Consider the following 16,111-nt stretch of genomic DNA (forward strand, 5'->3'; position numbering starts at 1 on the left):
ACTTTCTAAAGGAACTGGAGGAGTATATAAATTACTACAATAATATTAGAATAAAGACTCATTTAAACGGATTGAGTCCGGTAAAATACCGAACTCAATATCATTAACTTATTTTATAACCGTCCAATATTTGGGGTTCACTTCAAAACAACAGGGCTTTTTTTTCCAGCTCTGATTCCTAACGAGTGGACAATCCTGTGCCCACCCTTTTCTGTATAAAGCATTTTAGCATAATGAGTTCATTTTAAAATTACAGATCCTATTTAACACCAATTTGTTAAATAGAATTTTTCACCTTATTCCAATTTATTTCTACAATTCTACAGCCCTAAACATAGATTGGTTCTAAATTGGGCAATTTTAAATTGTAATGTCTACATAGCAAAACTCTAAGAATACCAGAAACTTTGGCCTTTCGAAAAGCTTTGCATTAGTAATTTCATAACATTTTGGTATTGCACAACACAAAAATAGTCCGTTCCTTTGCGCTCTGAAAGGAAATCGGACAAATTTATCTTGTTTATTTTTCTGGTGCGAAATTGTCAAAAAAGGCAATGGAGTACAAAATATAATTTTAAACACAACCATTTCAAGTTCAAATCTGTTAAAGATTTGTAATTGATCCGGATTGATGAAAATCAATCATAGAAAACTATTAACTGCAATGGTAAAAACGCAATTTAAAGCCGGCGAATGGCAAAAGACAATTAACGTTAGAGATTTCGTTAACAACAACTTAACCTCATACACTGGGGACGCATCATTCTTAACAGGAGCTACTGAGCGCACCAAGCAATTGTGGCAAATGTGTCTTGATGCGGTGAAAGAAGAGCGCGCAAACAACGGTGTTCGTTCAATCGATACTGAAACAGTATCAACGATTGCTTCACATGGTGCTGGATACATTGACAAGTCTTTGGAAGTAATCGTAGGATTGCAGGCAGATGAATTGCTACGCAGAGCAATGAAACCATATGGTGGTATTGCTGTAGTTGAAAAAGCTTGTACTGAACAAGGTCTTGAAGTATCGGACCGTGTTAAAGATATTTTCCGCAATTTTGCAAAAACTCACAACGACGGGGTATTTGATGCATATACTGCTGAAATCCGTAAGTTCCGTTCATTAGGATTCCTTACCGGATTGCCAGATAACTACGCACGTGGTCGTATTATTGGTGACTACCGTCGTGTAGCATTATACGGTATCGATCGTTTGATCGAAGCTAAAAAAGAAGATTTAGACAATCTTACCGGCACCATGACTGATGATTTGATTCGCTTACGTGAAGAAGTTGCTGAGCAAATCAAAGCCTTAGGTCAGATCAAAGAATTAGGTGCTAAATACGATTTGGAACTTGGTCGTCCGGCTGAAACCGCACAGGAAGCAATCCAGTGGGTTTACATGGGATATCTTGCTGCTGTAAAAGAGCAGGACGGTGCAGCAATGTCGTTAGGTAATGTGTCTACTTTCCTTGATATCTATATCCAAAGAGATTTGGAAGAAGGTACAATTACCGAGGAGTTTGCACAGGAAATGCTTGACCAATTCGTAATGAAATTGCGTATGGTTCGTCACCTTCGTATGAATGCTTACGATGAGATTTTCGCTGGTGACCCAACTTGGGTAACAGAGTCGATTGGTGGTAGAACTTTAGATGGTAAATCGAAAGTAACCAAAACTTCTTTCCGTTTCTTGAATACGCTTTACACATTAGGTCCATCACCTGAGCCTAACATGACTGTACTTTGGAACGATCAGTTGCCTGAAGGATTTAAAAAATTCTGTGCACAGGTTTCTATCGACACTTCATCTATCCAGTACGAGAACGACCAGTTGATGACTGATACTCGCAAGTCTGATGACTACGGTATTGCATGTTGTGTATCTTACCAGGAAATCGGGAAGCAAATTCAGTTCTTCGGTGCTCGTTGTAACCTTGCTAAAACAATGCTTTTGGCTCTTAACGGTGGTCGTTGCGAGAAAACAGGTACCAAATTAATCAATGGTATTCCTGAAATGTCGAGCGATGAGTTGAACTTCGACGAAGTAATGGCAAACTACAAAATTGCGATGAAAGAGATGGCTAGAGTTTATAGCGATTCTATGAACATTATCCATTACATGCACGACAAGTACTACTACGAGAAAGCTCAAATGTCTCTTGTTGATACCAATCCTGCTATTAACCTTGCTTATGGTATTGCTGGTCTGTCAATCGTAGCTGACTCGCTTTCGGCAATTAAGAACGCAAAAGTAACAGCTATCCGTAACGAAGAAGGTTTAACTTGCGATTTCAAAATCGAAGGTGATTTCCCATTCTACGGTAACGACGATGATCGTGTAGACTGTTTTGCTGTTGAGATTCCAGCTTACTTTAATGGTTTGTTGAAAGATCTTCACACTTACAAAAATGCAGAGCCAACCATGTCGATCTTAACCATTACTTCTAATGTGGTTTACGGATTAAAAACTGGTGCAACTCCTGATGGTAGAGCTGCTGGTGTTCCTTTTGCTCCAGGTGCGAACCCAATGCACGGACGTGACACCAATGGTGCGATTGCTTCATTGAATTCTGTAGCAAAAATTAACTACGAAGATTCATTGGATGGTATTTCGAATACTTTCTCAATTGTTCCTAAATCATTGGGTGCAACTGCAGAAATTCGTCAAGAGAACCTGGTAACCATGATGGATGCTTACTTCATTAAAGGTGCTCATCACCTGAACGTTAACGTATTGAACCGTGAGATGTTGGAAGATGCGATGGAGCGTCCAGAAGAATATCCGCAGTTGACAATTCGTGTATCAGGATACGCTGTAAACTTTGTACGTTTGACTCGCGAGCAGCAACTTGAGGTAATCTCTCGTAGCTTCTTCGAAAAAATGTAAGAACGTTTTTCACACTTATATACCGAGATCCGGGAGTACTTTGTACTTTCCGGACTCGTTTTTTTCAGATTTGAGTCTTTATTCGTGATAAGACTTATTTTTACAACTAACTATCAACCATGTTAAACGTTCATTCTTTCGAATCACTGGGAACCTACGATGGTCCGGGAATCCGCCTGGTAGTATTCCTTCAGGGTTGTGCATTCAAATGCTTGTACTGCGCAAATCCTGATACAATCAACTTTAAGGGAGGAACTCCTACTCCACTCGACGAAGTGATGAGAAAAGCACGAAACCAACGTCCATTTTTTGGAAAACTTGGTGGTGTTACCATTTCTGGAGGTGAGCCTTTGTGGCAAGCTGCCGAACTAAATAAACTCTTCCAACAACTAAAGGATGAGGACTTTAATACCTGTATCGACACCAATGGAAATGTACTCAACGATGATGTGAAATCATTACTATCCAATACCGATTTGGTATTATTGGATATCAAACACATTAATCCGGATTGGCATGTGAAGATCACCGGCAAAAGAAACGATACAACTTTAAAATTTGCCAAACATCTTCGCGATGAAAACATTCGCACCTGGATGCGTTACGTTTTGGTTCCTGGTTATTCCGATCAGCCCGAATATTTACACGAACTTGGAAAGCATTTCCAGGAGTACGGAAATATCGAAAAGCTTGAAATTCAACCCTATCACAAACTGGGTGTTCACAAATACGAACATCTTAAGTGGGAATATCAGCTCGAAGGTGTACCTGAAAATACCATCGAACAGCTGGATACTGCAAAAGAAATTCTAAGCCAGTATTTCAAAGAGGTAATCATAAATTAAGAATTCTCAATTGATAATTGTAGTGTGTTAGCTACTGATTATTAATTACTAAACGAATACAATGTCTTATCAAGATATGAATGAAATTATTGAAGTTGCCAAACCGAAAATTGAAGTTTCGGTGAAAGAGCAAAGTGGCTTCAATTCACCAAGCGAAGTTGTTGAAGTAGTAAACCATACTGCTGAAGCAAAGAAAGCCATGCCTGCAAATAAAACTTTTGTTTTGGCACTTTTGGCAGGAGGTTATATCGCAATGGGCAGCCTTTTGGCCTTAATTGTTGGTGGAGCAATGCCAGGATTGGCAGCCACTAACCCGGGTTTACAAAAATTCTTCTTTGGGGCAGTTTTCCCTTTGGGACTGATATTGTGTGCCGTAGCTGGTGCTGAACTGTTTACAGGAAATACAGCTTACTTTGTTCCTTCGGTTTTTTCGAAACGCATGTCGTTTAAAGTACCTCTTAAAAACTGGGGCGTAGTTTACATCGGAAACTTTATTGGTTCACTTGTGGTAGCCTACTTTTTGGTTTACTTAACAGGAGCTCTTATGAACTCTCCTTCGGTAGATTCTGCCATTAACATTGCTATTGCCAAAACTTCGAACCCATTCTACAAGACTTTCTTAAAAGGAATTGCCTGCAACTGGATGGTTGCATTGGCCATGTGGTTGGCCTACGCTTCGAAAGACATCGCAAGCAAGGTGCTGGGCATTTGGTTCCCGGTAATGGCTTTTGTAGCCATGGGCTTTGAACACTGCGTTGCCAATATGTTTTTTATTCCTGTTGCCATTTTTCATGGTGCCGATATCAGCTGGATGGATTTTATTGTGAAAAATTTAATTCCGGCCACTTTGGGAAATATTGTTGGTGGAGCACTTTTTGTTGGAACCGCCTACTGGTATGTTTACGATAAGAAAAAGTAAAGCTTAAAAATATATTCAATCCATTTTTGATTGAAGATTTTATTACTGTTATTTAATTAGAAAAAGGGTCGTTGAAAGAAATCAACGACCCTTTTTTGATATTCTATAAAATGCATACGCTAAATGAAATTTCTGCCTAATATTCAACTACAAGTATACTATATCACAATTCTATTGCATTCTCATCGCTTTAAAAAGAGCTAAAAAACAACTTTATTGCTGATTACCTGACAGAAAGGAGATTTTACAATGGCATGAAAAAATTTACAAACCAGGCAAAAGATTCAAAAATCTTAGAAAAATTTAATTCTTAGTAGAGCTTAACTCTCCCCCAACAATTCTTTCAACCTCTTCAAGTATTAGGTGAGGATTTCCGATAAGTACAACCATGTTGTTTTTATCAATTAATACTGCCGTTGGATACTTTCCTTGTTTATTGAAAATTGAAACAATCTTTTTAGTTGAATATGCGTGTTGCCAATTCATCTCTTTTTTTGTGATCAGATTCTTCACCTTTTCTTCCATCTTATCCCTTGTATTTAGCGAAATAATGGACAATTCCTGTTTAGTGAATTTATCTCTTAGTTTTTTAATTTTCGGAGTTGCTGCCAAACAAGGCAAACACCAAGAACCCCAAAATTCAATCATTGTATAATTACTTTGAGCTGTAGTCTGATATAGATTTGCCAGTTCGTTCTTGAAAACTTGTCTGAAATAAACATTCGGAACTTTCTGTCCAACTTTAACAGGCATATCCTCAATCGTATTGTTTTGAGCAATTGGCTCATACTTCTCTTTAATATTTGTTCCCGTGTTGGTTGCAACAAAGCCAGAGAAATCATAAGCTGGCAAGCCATCCATTTCTACAGCGTATTTTACTTCTTCTTTTTTGCCATTATAGTGCCTAATCTGCTTTAAAATCAATTTATTATCCAAACTAATTCCAGCTTTTACAGTACTTGGCAGAACCTGATCAGTTTCGGCTAACCACACTTTATTCCAACCGTTTTTACTTTTAATTTTCCAGGCTTTGCAATTGTAACCGCATATCACTTCATCCTCATTTCGAATGCGTATGTATTTTTTAATATTTCTATATTTTGATTTGGTATACTCTTTTCTATCTCTAAGTTTACCTGAGTTCATATCTAAAGTTTTATACTCATTTTTGCTTGTTATATAAACTGTATGCGGTGATGTGTGATCATCAAAATAATCCTGAACCATCACTGTATCTTTTTTGATGATATGAACACTTTGGGTTGGAGGCAGAAAAAAAGTTCTGAAAATAAAGCCTCTTTCTTTTATCAGGCTATCTGTATAAAGACTATCAGCTTTGCTGAGATATTTCACATCGAAATTGTAAGTTACGCTTCCTTCAAAATGCTTTTGGGCTTTGACGTTTAAAATTGATACTAAGAGCAAAAGACTTAAATAAAATTTCATGTTAGTAGGTTTTAGTTAACATTAAACAATTAATTAAAGTTAAACATATAATTATACCAACAAAACATATTAACATTTATTAATACTTTTAGATATTCAAAAAATCCCGAAACAAAATTTGCCTCGGGATTCCAATCAATAAAAACTCAAACTACGGATTAACTATCCACTTTAAAAACTTTTCGAAGTATATCGTCCATTAAACACCATTTTGTGATGGATGATTGTAAGAGATTTAAACCTACAAAGGCGGTTAAGAACAACCAGTTCATGTTTACATAGAATGCCAGTAAAATGCTAATCAGCACAATGGTTCCGGCAACTGCTCTTATAATTCTCTCTCTCATTGTATTATATATTTATTGTTTCTCTTTCTTCTTTTACTTCAGGATACTTCTTCTTCTCAGTCATGTAATAAATCAGTGGCACAATGACCAGGGTTAAGAATGTTGAAGCGATTGATCCACCCATTAAAGAAATGGCAAGCCCCTGGAAAATAGGATCGAACAAGATCACTACGGCTCCAATTACAACGGTTCCTGCAGTTAGTAAAATTGGTGTAGTTCGAACCGCTCCGGCCTCAATTACCGCCTCTTTTAGCGGCACTCCTTCGGCCAGTCGGAGGTTAATAAAGTCAATCAATAAAATGGCATTCCGCACCATAATTCCTGCCAGGGCAATCATTCCAATCATCGATGTTGCAGTAAAAAACGCACCCATCAGCCAATGGCCAATCAATATCCCGACAAGGGAAAGAGGAATGGACACCATCATTACAAATGGAACTTTAAAATTCTGGAACCAGCCAATAATCAACATGTAAATAACCAATAATACAACGGCAAAGGCAGCACCCAAATCGCGGAACACCTCGAAGGTAATTTGCCATTCTCCATCCCACTTTAGACTGTAATTGTCTTCGAAAAATGGTTGTTGCGTATATTCTTCCAGCAATTCATATCCTTCGGGTACATTCACATCACTTAAATGATCGGAAATTTCCATGATTCCATATACCGGACTTTCCAGTTTTCCTGCCACATCGGCAGTTACATATACTACTCTTTTCTGGTTTTTTCTATAGATGCTTTTCTCTTTTATTTTCTCCTGAATATCAACAATATCACCCAAAGGAATCAGTTGGCCCGATTGAGTAAGGATATTAACCTTCTTCAGATCTCTAAGACTGCTTCTCTCCTTTTCCTGCAATCTCAGGTCGATCCCTACTTGCTCGTGTTCGTGTTCCTGGTACAATTGAGAAACCTCTTGTCCTCCCAGTGCCATATTTAAAGTATGAACCACCTGTTGGGTAGAAACACCAGCGAGCATGGCTTTTTCCTTATCAACATTAAACTGATATTCGGTCTGATCATCCTCAACCAACCAGTCTACATCCACTACATCCTGGGTTTTCCCAAATATTGATTTTACCTGCTTGGCCACATCAACCTGTCCTTCGGTATTTGGACCGTAAATTTCGGCTACCAGGGTCGACATTACCGGTGGTCCCGGAGGAACCTCTACTACTTTTACATTGGCATTAAACTTCTTGCCAATCTTCTGTAAACCAGGTCGCATGGCTTTGGCAATATCATGGCTTTGCAAATCTCTATCGTGTTTATGAGTAAGGTTCACTTGTATATCAGCAACATTCGATCCTCTTCGCAAATCGTAATGACGAACCAATCCATTAAAATTAATGGGTGCTGCTGTTCCAACATAGGTCTGATAATCAACCACATGATCTTGCTGTGCAATATAGGCCGCCAATTCTTTGGCTACCACGGCTGTACGTTCCAGTGTTGTACCTTCGGGCATGTCAATTATCACCTGGAATTCATTTTTATTATCGAAAGGCAACATCTTTACAGCAACCATTTTAAAATAGATCAATGTTGTAGAAGCCAATAGAAGTACACTAACAATTCCAATAAACCCCCAACGCTTCACTCTAGATTCCAACATGGGGCGAATGGTGGCAGCATACATTTTATAGATCAATGAATCTTCGAGCTTAAATACTTTTTCTTCTTTGTCTTTCTTTTCATCATGATGTAGTAATCGATATGCCAGGTAAGGGGTAATGGTAAGTGCCACCAGCAAAGAAAATATCATGGCAATGGAAGCACCAATTGGCATTGGACTCATGTAAGGCCCCATTAATCCGGAAACGAAAACCATTGGAAGAACGGCAGCAATAACTGTAAAAGTTGCCAAAATTGTTGGGTTTCCTACCTCATCAATTGAACGAAGGGCAGCCTGCATGAGCGGCAATTTCTTCATTTTAAAATGCCTGTGCATGTTTTCGGCGATAATAATCGAATCATCAACCACAATACCTGTTACAAATACCAAAGCGAATAGTGTAATTCGATTTAATGTATAATCGAGGAAGTAGTAACTAAACATGGTTAATGCGAAAGTGATTGGTACAGAAAGGAATACCACCAATCCACCACGCCAACCCATGGCCAGCATTACTACAAATGTTACGGCCACAATGGCTCCAAGCAAATGCAATAACAACTCTGCTACTTTATCCGATGCTGTTTCTCCATAATTTCGGGTTACATCAACCTGAACATCAGAAGGAATCAAATCTTTTCGAAGCGATTCAATTTTGCTAAGAATCTGTTCTGAAACTTTCATGGCATCGGCGCCACGACGTTTTGCTACCGATATGGTTACAGCCTGATATTCTCCCTTAAATTGCGCTTTGGAATCATTAATTTTTCCATATCCAAAACTGACATACTGTGATGGAATCTCCGGTCCATCAATCACTTGTGCTACTTGCTTAAGGTAGATCGGACTTTCTTTGTAAACTCCCACCACCAGGTTGGAAATATCATCGGCATTTTCTAGAAACTTGCCCGTTTCCACAAGGTATTCCTGGTCGTTACTATTAAATGATCCTGAACCAACCTGCTGATTCGACACTTGAATTTGCCTGGAGATACTTAAAGCATCGATATTATAACCAGCCATTTGTTCGCGGTTTAATACAACACGAACCTGACGCGAACGACCACCAATCACCTTGGTTTCTGACACTTCGTTTACCTTTTCTATTTCGTTATTGACTTCCTGGGCGATTCTTTTTAAATGAAAATCATCGTAGGTTTCACTCCAAAAAGTTAGTCCCAACACAGGAACATCATCAATTGCACGGGTCTTAATCAATGGCATGGAAGTACCTTTCGGCATTTCATCCATGTGTTTCATAATCTCGTTGTACATTTTAACAAGAGATCTCTCAACATCTTCGCCTACATAAAACTGTACGATTAACATAGCTTGTCCGGGCATGGATATGGAATAGACATACTCTACTCCCGGAATATTTGCAACTACCTTTTCAAGCGGCTGCATTACACGCGATTCAATTTCTGATGGGCTTGCTCCCGGATACATTAAAAAAATATCGGCAATGGGAACATCTATTTGTGGCTCTTCCTCTCTTGGTGTTAAATAGGCACTGTACAATCCAATAATCATGAAAGCGACCATTAAAAGAGGAGTCAGTTTTGAATTGATAAATAAGTTGGCGATACCGCCTGCAAATCCTGTTTTCATCTTGTAAAACATTTGATGTTAGAACTCAAATTTTCTTTTCATGATTGTACTATTGGATACTTAGTTTAGCACCATCCCAAATTTTACCCTGGTATGAAACAATGTATTGTTCTCCATCGCTTAGTCCAGATAAAACCTCGGTCATATCATCAATGCTTTTTCCTACTCTTACCCAACGCAACATGGCCGTTCCCATCTGACTTACAGTGTAAACACCTGTTAGCTGTCCTTTCTTCACCAACACATTGGTCGGTACTAAAATCACAGGCATCTCACCTTTTTCGAGACGAACCTGTGCATACATGCCACTAAATAGTTTTGCTTTTTGATCTTTATTTGGTTCCAACACAATCTTGGCCTCGAACTGGTTGCCCGTATACAAGGCCGAAGGATTTACTTCCGTGATTTTGCCATCCACAATTTCGTTTAAAGCAGTTATTTTCACCTTAACCAGATCATTCTTTTGAATTTTAAAGATTTCAGTTTCGGGAATCTTTGCCATTACTTTATAATCGCCCGGTTTTTCGATAGCCACCAGTGGCATACCCGGTGAAGCCAAATCTCCTTCGTTCACATATTTCCTGGTAATAATTCCCTGGTAAGGTGCCTTTATGGCCGAGTAGCGTAGCATTTCATTTACTTCTGCCTCCATTTGTTTCACGGCTTCCAATTCAGCTTTGGCCATATTGAAATGAGTGGTGGCGTCGTCCATTTCTTTTTGTGAAGCACTTTTTTGCTCAAATAATGCACTAAACCTCTTGTAATCCTTACTGGCATTTTCATAGGCCGCTTCGGCTTTAATCATATTGGCTTTCACCTGTGCCTTCCTGGCCTGAATATCCTCATCTTTAATCTGAACCAATAATTGACCTTTGTTTACATTTTGGCCTGGTTCCACATTAATTCTTTCAATCTGCCCCATAATTCGGGTGCTCAAATTAGAATGTGTTTCCGCCTCAACTTTACCTGTAAAACTCAATTGTTCAGGTTGGTTTGCTATTGTAACGCTTTGCACACTTACGCTAACATCCGCTTTCTGATTTTCTTTTGCAGTTGAATCACTGCCACACGATTGGAATCCCCAAGCGAGTGTCGCAGTTATTGCAATCAATAGTATTGTCTTAGAGTTCATATTTATTGTTTTTTTGAGATTGTTGTGTTTATTGTAGTTCTTTTTCAAGCAATAATTCCAATTGAAAAACTGCTACATGATATTGATATAATGAGTTGATATAGTCCAGATTCTTCATCATTGCCATCGACTCCGACTGCAATACATCAATCGTTTTTTCCAAACCTTGTTTGTACCTGTTGGTTCTGATTCTAAAAGCTTCTTCAGCCTGTTCTTTTGCCATTTTGCTCATTTCAATTCTGTCGAAGGCAACTTTCAGGTTTCTTTTTGCTGCTTGTATCTCCATGCCCGATTTAGATTGATAATCGGCAAGCTCTAATTCTGCAATCTTCAATTCTGCCCTGGCTTTCTGAACTTTTCCAACATTTTTATATCCGCTAAAAATATTCCAGGATAAGCTTGCACCTATCATGTAGTTATTGGCCGAAGTTCCCATAAGCTGAGAATCGTTCCATTCATAAGCTCCAAAAGCATTCAAACGTGGAAGGAATTTCATTTTTTCAGATTTCAGCATGTTTTCACGTGCTTCGAGGCTTTTCTTGTAAGCCATAATATCGGAACGCATTCCTTTGTCTTCTTCCTTATTTAAAGCTTGCAAAAGAGAAGGTTTTTGATCTAATTTTTCAGTAGGAAGCAAAACAGTTCGAATATCTAAGCCAAGAATATAGGCTAAAAATTCACCAGCTTGTTTCTTTGCATTTTTGGCATCAGCAAGCTGATTATTTAGCTCCAAAACACATACTTTTGCAGATAACAAATCAGCCTCTTTTACATAGCCCTGTTCAAGGTTGTTCTGAGTAAGTTGTAATGCAGCTTTTGCTGTTTCCAGCGATTTTTCAACCACACGAACTGCTTCTTGTGCCAATTCCAGTTGGTAGTAGGCTTTCTTTACCTCGAACCTGGTATAATTAATAGTACGTTCGGTGGTAAAATCAACAGCCTGCATTTTTGCATTTGCTGCTTTTCTTCCATACAATCCATCAATGTTGATAATGGGTTGCTGAACCTCAATTTTGGTATTGTAATTCTCAATTCGAGCAGGTTCGTTGAGCAGGATTGGATTAAAATCGGCCTGCGTGGTAATTTCCTGTTTTAGCTTAAACCCGAAAGTTGCCAAAGGATCATTTGTACTAACCGCTGTATGAGATAAGTTTAGATTAGGAAGAAAAACCGAATTGGTCTGACGAAATTCTGCTTTTGCAGCTTTCCCTTGTTCTTTTGCCTTGTTAATTTGCCTGTTGGTTTCATCGGCCATTTGCAAAGCATCTTTTAAGCTCAATTTTAGTTCTGTTTCCTGGGCAAACACCATTTGAATGTTTGTCATTGCCAAAACAAAAGTCAATAGATAGATAATGTTTCGCATGTTTTTTATTGATTGTTTATTGATTTTGGTTCAAATGTATATACTTTCATCTATATATCCAAACATCTAGATGTTTATAGTTGTAATTTAAATTTATATGTTAATATTGAAATCAGGATTAGTTACTGAAATTTAGGATATTATAGAATAAAATCCAATAAATACTTTATATAATATTATCTATCAATAAGAAAACGGACTATAATTTTGGACCTGATTTTCATAAGAGAGCACAAAAAAAGGCTTGTAAAAAACAAGCCTTTCCTCATCATCTTATATCAGTTTATTTCTCGAGCTCTTTTCGGAGCAGATTCAATACCCTAAAGGCAGAAACTTTAATATTTCTTTCTCTCACCTTATACAGTTCTAGTTTTTCCGATATTACACCAAAATCTCCCGCCAGGGCAATCCATACTGTACCAACAGGCTTCTCTTCGCTTCCTCCATCTGGTCCGGCTATGCCCGAGGTTGCTACAGCATAATCGGTATTCAACACTCTTCGGGCACCTTCAGCCATTTGTTCTACTACCTCTTTGCTTACTGCTCCCAATTCTTCTAAATCCTTGGAATTTACTCCCAATACATTTTCCTTAATTTCGTTTGCATATGAAACAATACTTCCTTTAAAATAGGCTGAGCTACCTGCCTGCGAAGTAATTAAATGGGCAATATATCCACCAGTACAACTTTCTGCAGTTCCCAATGTTTTCCCTTTCGCCAATAAAAGTTCGGCTATGCATTGCTCTATGGCAATATCATCGTAAGCAAAAATATTATCAGGAAGTATCAATTTTAATTTCTCTACCTCCTTATTAATAATCTTTTCAAGTGTTGATTTGTGCTCGCCTGTAATGCTTAATCGCAGTCTTACTTTTCCTGGTGAAGGCAGGTAAGCCAACTTCATTTGCTGTGGTAGGTTTTCCTCCCAATCGCTTAGCATATCGGCCAAAACCGACTCTCCTATCCCATCAGTCATAATGGTTTTATGAACAATTTCGGGTGTTTCGAAATGCTCAGTTATGGCCGAAATTAAACCATTCTGCATAATTCCTTTCATTTCGAATGGTACTCCTGGCATGGATATTAAAACACGATTCTCCTTCTCGAACCACATGCAAGGTGCCGAGCCAAAGTTGTTGGGAAAAATTCTGGCACCATCTGGAATAAGTGCTTGTTCCCGATTGAATCGATTCATGGGAATACCATACTTTGCCAGTCTATCCTGAATTTTTTGATACAATGCATCATCCTGGACGAGTTTCATACCAAAATAATCGCTCAACGTCTTCTTTGTAATATCATCATTGGTTGGCCCCAAACCTCCTGTCATCAGAACAAGAGGAGTTCTTTTCATGGCAGCTTCAATTGTTCTTACAATATCTTCTGCTTCATCAGATATACTAGTGATCTTTGATACGCCAATACCATATTTATTCAGCTCCTTTGCCATCCAGGCAGAATTTGTATCCACAATCTGCCCTATCAATATCTCATCTCCTATGGTGATAATTTCTGCTTGCATTCTTTTTTAATTAGTCTTTGTTCCTGGTAAATTGAATTGCTTTCAATCTTTGCAATAAAGTGGGATGCGAATAATAGAAAAACACATATGCTTTATGAGGTGTAAGGTTACTTAATGTGCTTACCGATAGTTTTATTAAAGCATCTCCCAATGATTGACCATTGTAATTATCTTTTGCATATTCATCGGCCTGGTATTCGTTTGCCCTTGATAGAAGGTTCATTCCCAATCCTAATATGCTCGAAATTGGCGAATAGAGAATTCCAAACGCAATTAATCCCAAATGGAAACCATGCTGTTCCGCTCCAAGTGCTGCCGATAAGTTTTCGTTGCCAATAAACAAAGAAAAGATATAAAACATCAATCCGGTTTGAAGCAAGGATAATACAATTCCACTTCGTGTATGTTTTTTCTTGTAATGCCCAATTTCGTGAGCCAAAACAGCAACAATTTCCTGAGTTGACAATTCACTAATCAACGTATCGAACAATACGATTCGTTTCTTAGCGCCTAATCCACTAAAATAGGCATTGCCCTTCGATGATCGTTTTGATCCATCCATTACAAATACATTATCTAACTTGAATCCTGTTTTATCGGCAAATTTCTGAATCTCATCTTTTAATTCGCCTTCCTCCAAAGGAGTTTGCTTGTTAAATAATGGTACAATTAAAGAGGAATAGAACATGGTCATAAATATCATGAAAGCAGCTAAAACAGCCCATGCCATCCACCAGAAGTTATCGGTTGTCTGAAGATAAATCCAAATCAACAGGGCCAACAATCCACCTCCAATGAGCATACCTAGTATCCCGCCTTTAATCAGGTCAAGAATAAATGTTTTAAGTGTGGTTCGGTTAAAACCATATTTTTCTTCAATTACAAAAGTTGCATAGTAGGAAAATGGCAGGCTAATGATACTGGATGCAAACATAATAACTCCAAAAAACAGTAGAGCCAACCAGATTGGATTGGTGGTATATTCCCTTACCAATTCATCAAGCCAGGCAAAACCACCCAAAGCAATCATCAAAAAACTTGTAGCAAAGCTGATCACTGATGATATAAAGCTGAGTTTGTATTTCTCCTTCTGATATTCCTGAGATTTCAGGTATTTCTCTTTTTCATAAATGCCTTCCAAAACTTTTGGTAGTGTTGGCGACCAGTTTTTTAGGTTTAAAATATCCAACACTCGTTCAAGAATAAAATCGAAACTTAAAATGGCAAGTATGATGTATAATATTGTTGTTGCAGTCATTTTTCAATTTTTTGTATTTGATAAACAAAATTAAAAAACCCCTGAAATTATTTACTTTCAGGGGATCTTTTTTATTCTGTTTTCTCTTTTCCAAAAAACTTATCGAGCAGATAATTATTCTGGGTTCGAAGGGTAAGTTCCTTATAATACTCTTTAATATATTTATATTCTGCAGGTTGTTTATCCATAGCGCGATAGGTTTTTATGGATTTTCGGATCCAATGACTTGCTTTCTTGAAGTCTTCCTTCAACTCATAAGCCAAGGCCAGGTTAAAACACGACCTGCCCGCAAGTTTTTTATCTTCTGAACCTGCATGTCTTTCCCAAATTTCAATGGCCCGATCAACATCATCGTTGTTTAAATAGTAATGAGCCAATGAAAATTCCTGGTGGCCAGCTACAAAATACTTTCTGGTAAATGATTTCCATGTCGGAGAAATTAAATTTGCATAATTTCTACCCACCTCATAAGCAACTTCCCCATTAATTTCCTGGCGAGTTGGCATTTTTTCTTCTAACAATTTGGCATAAGAAAGGGAACTAATTTCAGTATAAAGACTATCAGTAATCACTCTTTCATCATGAAATTTTTGATGCAATGGATCATAAATTCGCCAAACTACAAAGTATTTTATATCAGTTACACCCCAGTTTTCTTCTCCTTTGTAGGTTTCATATTCATTAAAAATTTGCAAATCTTCCATACATACAAGGATATCCGAACCGGTCGATTCACAAATGCTATCCACTCTCTCCCAAGGAATTGGATCGTATCTTCTTGCTCCTTCCAGATATGTAAGCGGAAGCCTGGTATACGATACACTATCCAAAGCATAATAGTTCGATAAGTTTTCGCTTAATCCTAAATAAGCGTTTAAAGCACGAACATCGTCATGGTTTACCGTGTCTTTTACTTTTAACATGTTCATTTTGTAATAGGATGACAGGGAATCAATATCAAAACTCAGATTTCTATCAACAAATCCAATGGTTTTAACATCGGGTGGAATAATGACTTTTGGAGCTTTTAAACTTTCGAATTCAAATAAAGCCATGGTTTGGCAGCTACCAAAAAGAAGTGGTAAAACACCTAACAACAGGAGTTTACGAATCTTAATTCTTGTAAGAGATTGTAGTGTTATCATTAGTGTGAAATTTCG

General features: G+C 37.9%; 12 protein-coding genes. 4 read left to right on the forward strand and 8 right to left on the reverse strand.

Going from position 1 to position 16,111, the window contains the following annotated elements; genetic code table 11:
• From ELS83_RS19065 to ELS83_RS19080, 4 genes are all read left to right on the forward strand, one after another.
• Positions 1–107, forward strand: a 107-nt coding sequence (locus ELS83_RS19065) for an IS3 family transposase (RefSeq protein ID WP_171597137.1), incomplete at its 5' end; no start/stop codon positions are given.
• Positions 108–631: 524 nt separating this feature from the next.
• A complete protein-coding gene (gene pflB, locus ELS83_RS19070; RefSeq protein ID WP_346728176.1) occupies positions 632–2,890 on the forward strand; it encodes a formate C-acetyltransferase in 2,259 nt (752 codons plus the stop codon).
• Between the two features lie 119 nt (positions 2,891–3,009).
• Entirely contained in the window at positions 3,010–3,735 is a 726-nt protein-coding gene (gene pflA / locus ELS83_RS19075; RefSeq protein WP_171597139.1) for a pyruvate formate-lyase-activating protein, read from the forward strand.
• A gap of 61 nt (positions 3,736–3,796) precedes the next feature.
• Positions 3,797–4,654: a formate/nitrite transporter family protein gene (locus ELS83_RS19080; RefSeq protein WP_216616698.1), complete on the forward strand. Its 858-nt coding sequence runs from the start codon at positions 3,797–3,799 to the stop codon at positions 4,652–4,654.
• Positions 4,655–4,957: 303 nt separating this feature from the next.
• Here the strand turns inward: ELS83_RS19080 and ELS83_RS19085 are convergent, their stop codons facing one another.
• From ELS83_RS19085 to ELS83_RS19120, 8 genes are all read right to left on the reverse strand, one after another.
• A complete protein-coding gene (locus ELS83_RS19085; RefSeq protein ID WP_171597140.1) occupies positions 4,958–6,100 on the reverse strand; it encodes a TlpA disulfide reductase family protein in 1,143 nt (380 codons plus the stop codon).
• A 158-nt stretch (positions 6,101–6,258) separates the two neighbouring features.
• On the reverse strand, positions 6,259–6,447 hold the full coding sequence (locus ELS83_RS19090; protein ID WP_171597141.1) for a YgaP family membrane protein: 189 nt from the start codon (positions 6,445–6,447) through the stop codon (positions 6,259–6,261).
• 4 nt (positions 6,448–6,451) lie between these two features.
• The gene (locus ELS83_RS19095) at positions 6,452–9,676 is read right to left on the reverse strand and encodes an efflux RND transporter permease subunit (protein ID WP_171597142.1); all 3,225 of its coding nucleotides are present in this window, start codon (positions 9,674–9,676) and stop codon (positions 6,452–6,454) included.
• Positions 9,677–9,725: 49 nt separating this feature from the next.
• The gene (locus ELS83_RS19100; RefSeq protein WP_171597143.1) at positions 9,726–10,808 is read right to left on the reverse strand and encodes an efflux RND transporter periplasmic adaptor subunit; all 1,083 of its coding nucleotides are present in this window, start codon (positions 10,806–10,808) and stop codon (positions 9,726–9,728) included.
• Positions 10,809–10,836: 28 nt separating this feature from the next.
• Entirely contained in the window at positions 10,837–12,171 is a 1,335-nt protein-coding gene (locus ELS83_RS19105) for a TolC family protein (protein WP_171597144.1), read from the reverse strand.
• Between the two features lie 283 nt (positions 12,172–12,454).
• Positions 12,455–13,693, reverse strand: a complete 1,239-nt coding sequence (locus tag ELS83_RS19110) for a competence/damage-inducible protein A (protein ID WP_171597145.1) — start codon at positions 13,691–13,693, stop codon at positions 12,455–12,457.
• Positions 13,694–13,703: 10 nt separating this feature from the next.
• A complete protein-coding gene (locus ELS83_RS19115; RefSeq protein ID WP_171597146.1) occupies positions 13,704–14,951 on the reverse strand; it encodes a M48 family metallopeptidase in 1,248 nt (415 codons plus the stop codon).
• 71 nt (positions 14,952–15,022) lie between these two features.
• Positions 15,023–16,096: a DUF6340 family protein gene (locus ELS83_RS19120; protein WP_171597147.1), complete on the reverse strand. Its 1,074-nt coding sequence runs from the start codon at positions 16,094–16,096 to the stop codon at positions 15,023–15,025.
• Between the last annotated feature and the right edge of the window lie 15 nt (positions 16,097–16,111).

The sequence above is a fragment of the Marinifilum caeruleilacunae genome (assembly GCF_013141825.1).
GTDB lineage: Bacteria > Bacteroidota > Bacteroidia > Bacteroidales > Marinifilaceae > Marinifilum > Marinifilum caeruleilacunae.

Coding starts and splice junctions, on each gene's coding strand:
- ELS83_RS19085 (WP_171597140.1), bottom strand. CDS start 6,100: ATGAAATTTTATTTAAGTCTTTTGCTCTTAGTATCAATTTTAAACGTC.
- ELS83_RS19110 (WP_171597145.1), bottom strand. CDS start 13,693: ATGCAAGCAGAAATTATCACCATAGGAGATGAGATATTGATAGGGCAG.
- pflB (WP_346728176.1), top strand. CDS start 632: ATGAAAATCAATCATAGAAAACTATTAACTGCAATGGTAAAAACGCAA.
- ELS83_RS19080 (WP_216616698.1), top strand. CDS start 3,797: ATGTCTTATCAAGATATGAATGAAATTATTGAAGTTGCCAAACCGAAA.
- ELS83_RS19100 (WP_171597143.1), bottom strand. CDS start 10,808: ATGAACTCTAAGACAATACTATTGATTGCAATAACTGCGACACTCGCT.
- ELS83_RS19115 (WP_171597146.1), bottom strand. CDS start 14,951: ATGACTGCAACAACAATATTATACATCATACTTGCCATTTTAAGTTTC.
- ELS83_RS19095 (WP_171597142.1), bottom strand. CDS start 9,676: ATGAAAACAGGATTTGCAGGCGGTATCGCCAACTTATTTATCAATTCA.
- ELS83_RS19105 (WP_171597144.1), bottom strand. CDS start 12,171: ATGCGAAACATTATCTATCTATTGACTTTTGTTTTGGCAATGACAAAC.
- pflA (WP_171597139.1), top strand. CDS start 3,010: ATGTTAAACGTTCATTCTTTCGAATCACTGGGAACCTACGATGGTCCG.
- ELS83_RS19090 (WP_171597141.1), bottom strand. CDS start 6,447: ATGAGAGAGAGAATTATAAGAGCAGTTGCCGGAACCATTGTGCTGATT.
- ELS83_RS19120 (WP_171597147.1), bottom strand. CDS start 16,096: ATGATAACACTACAATCTCTTACAAGAATTAAGATTCGTAAACTCCTG.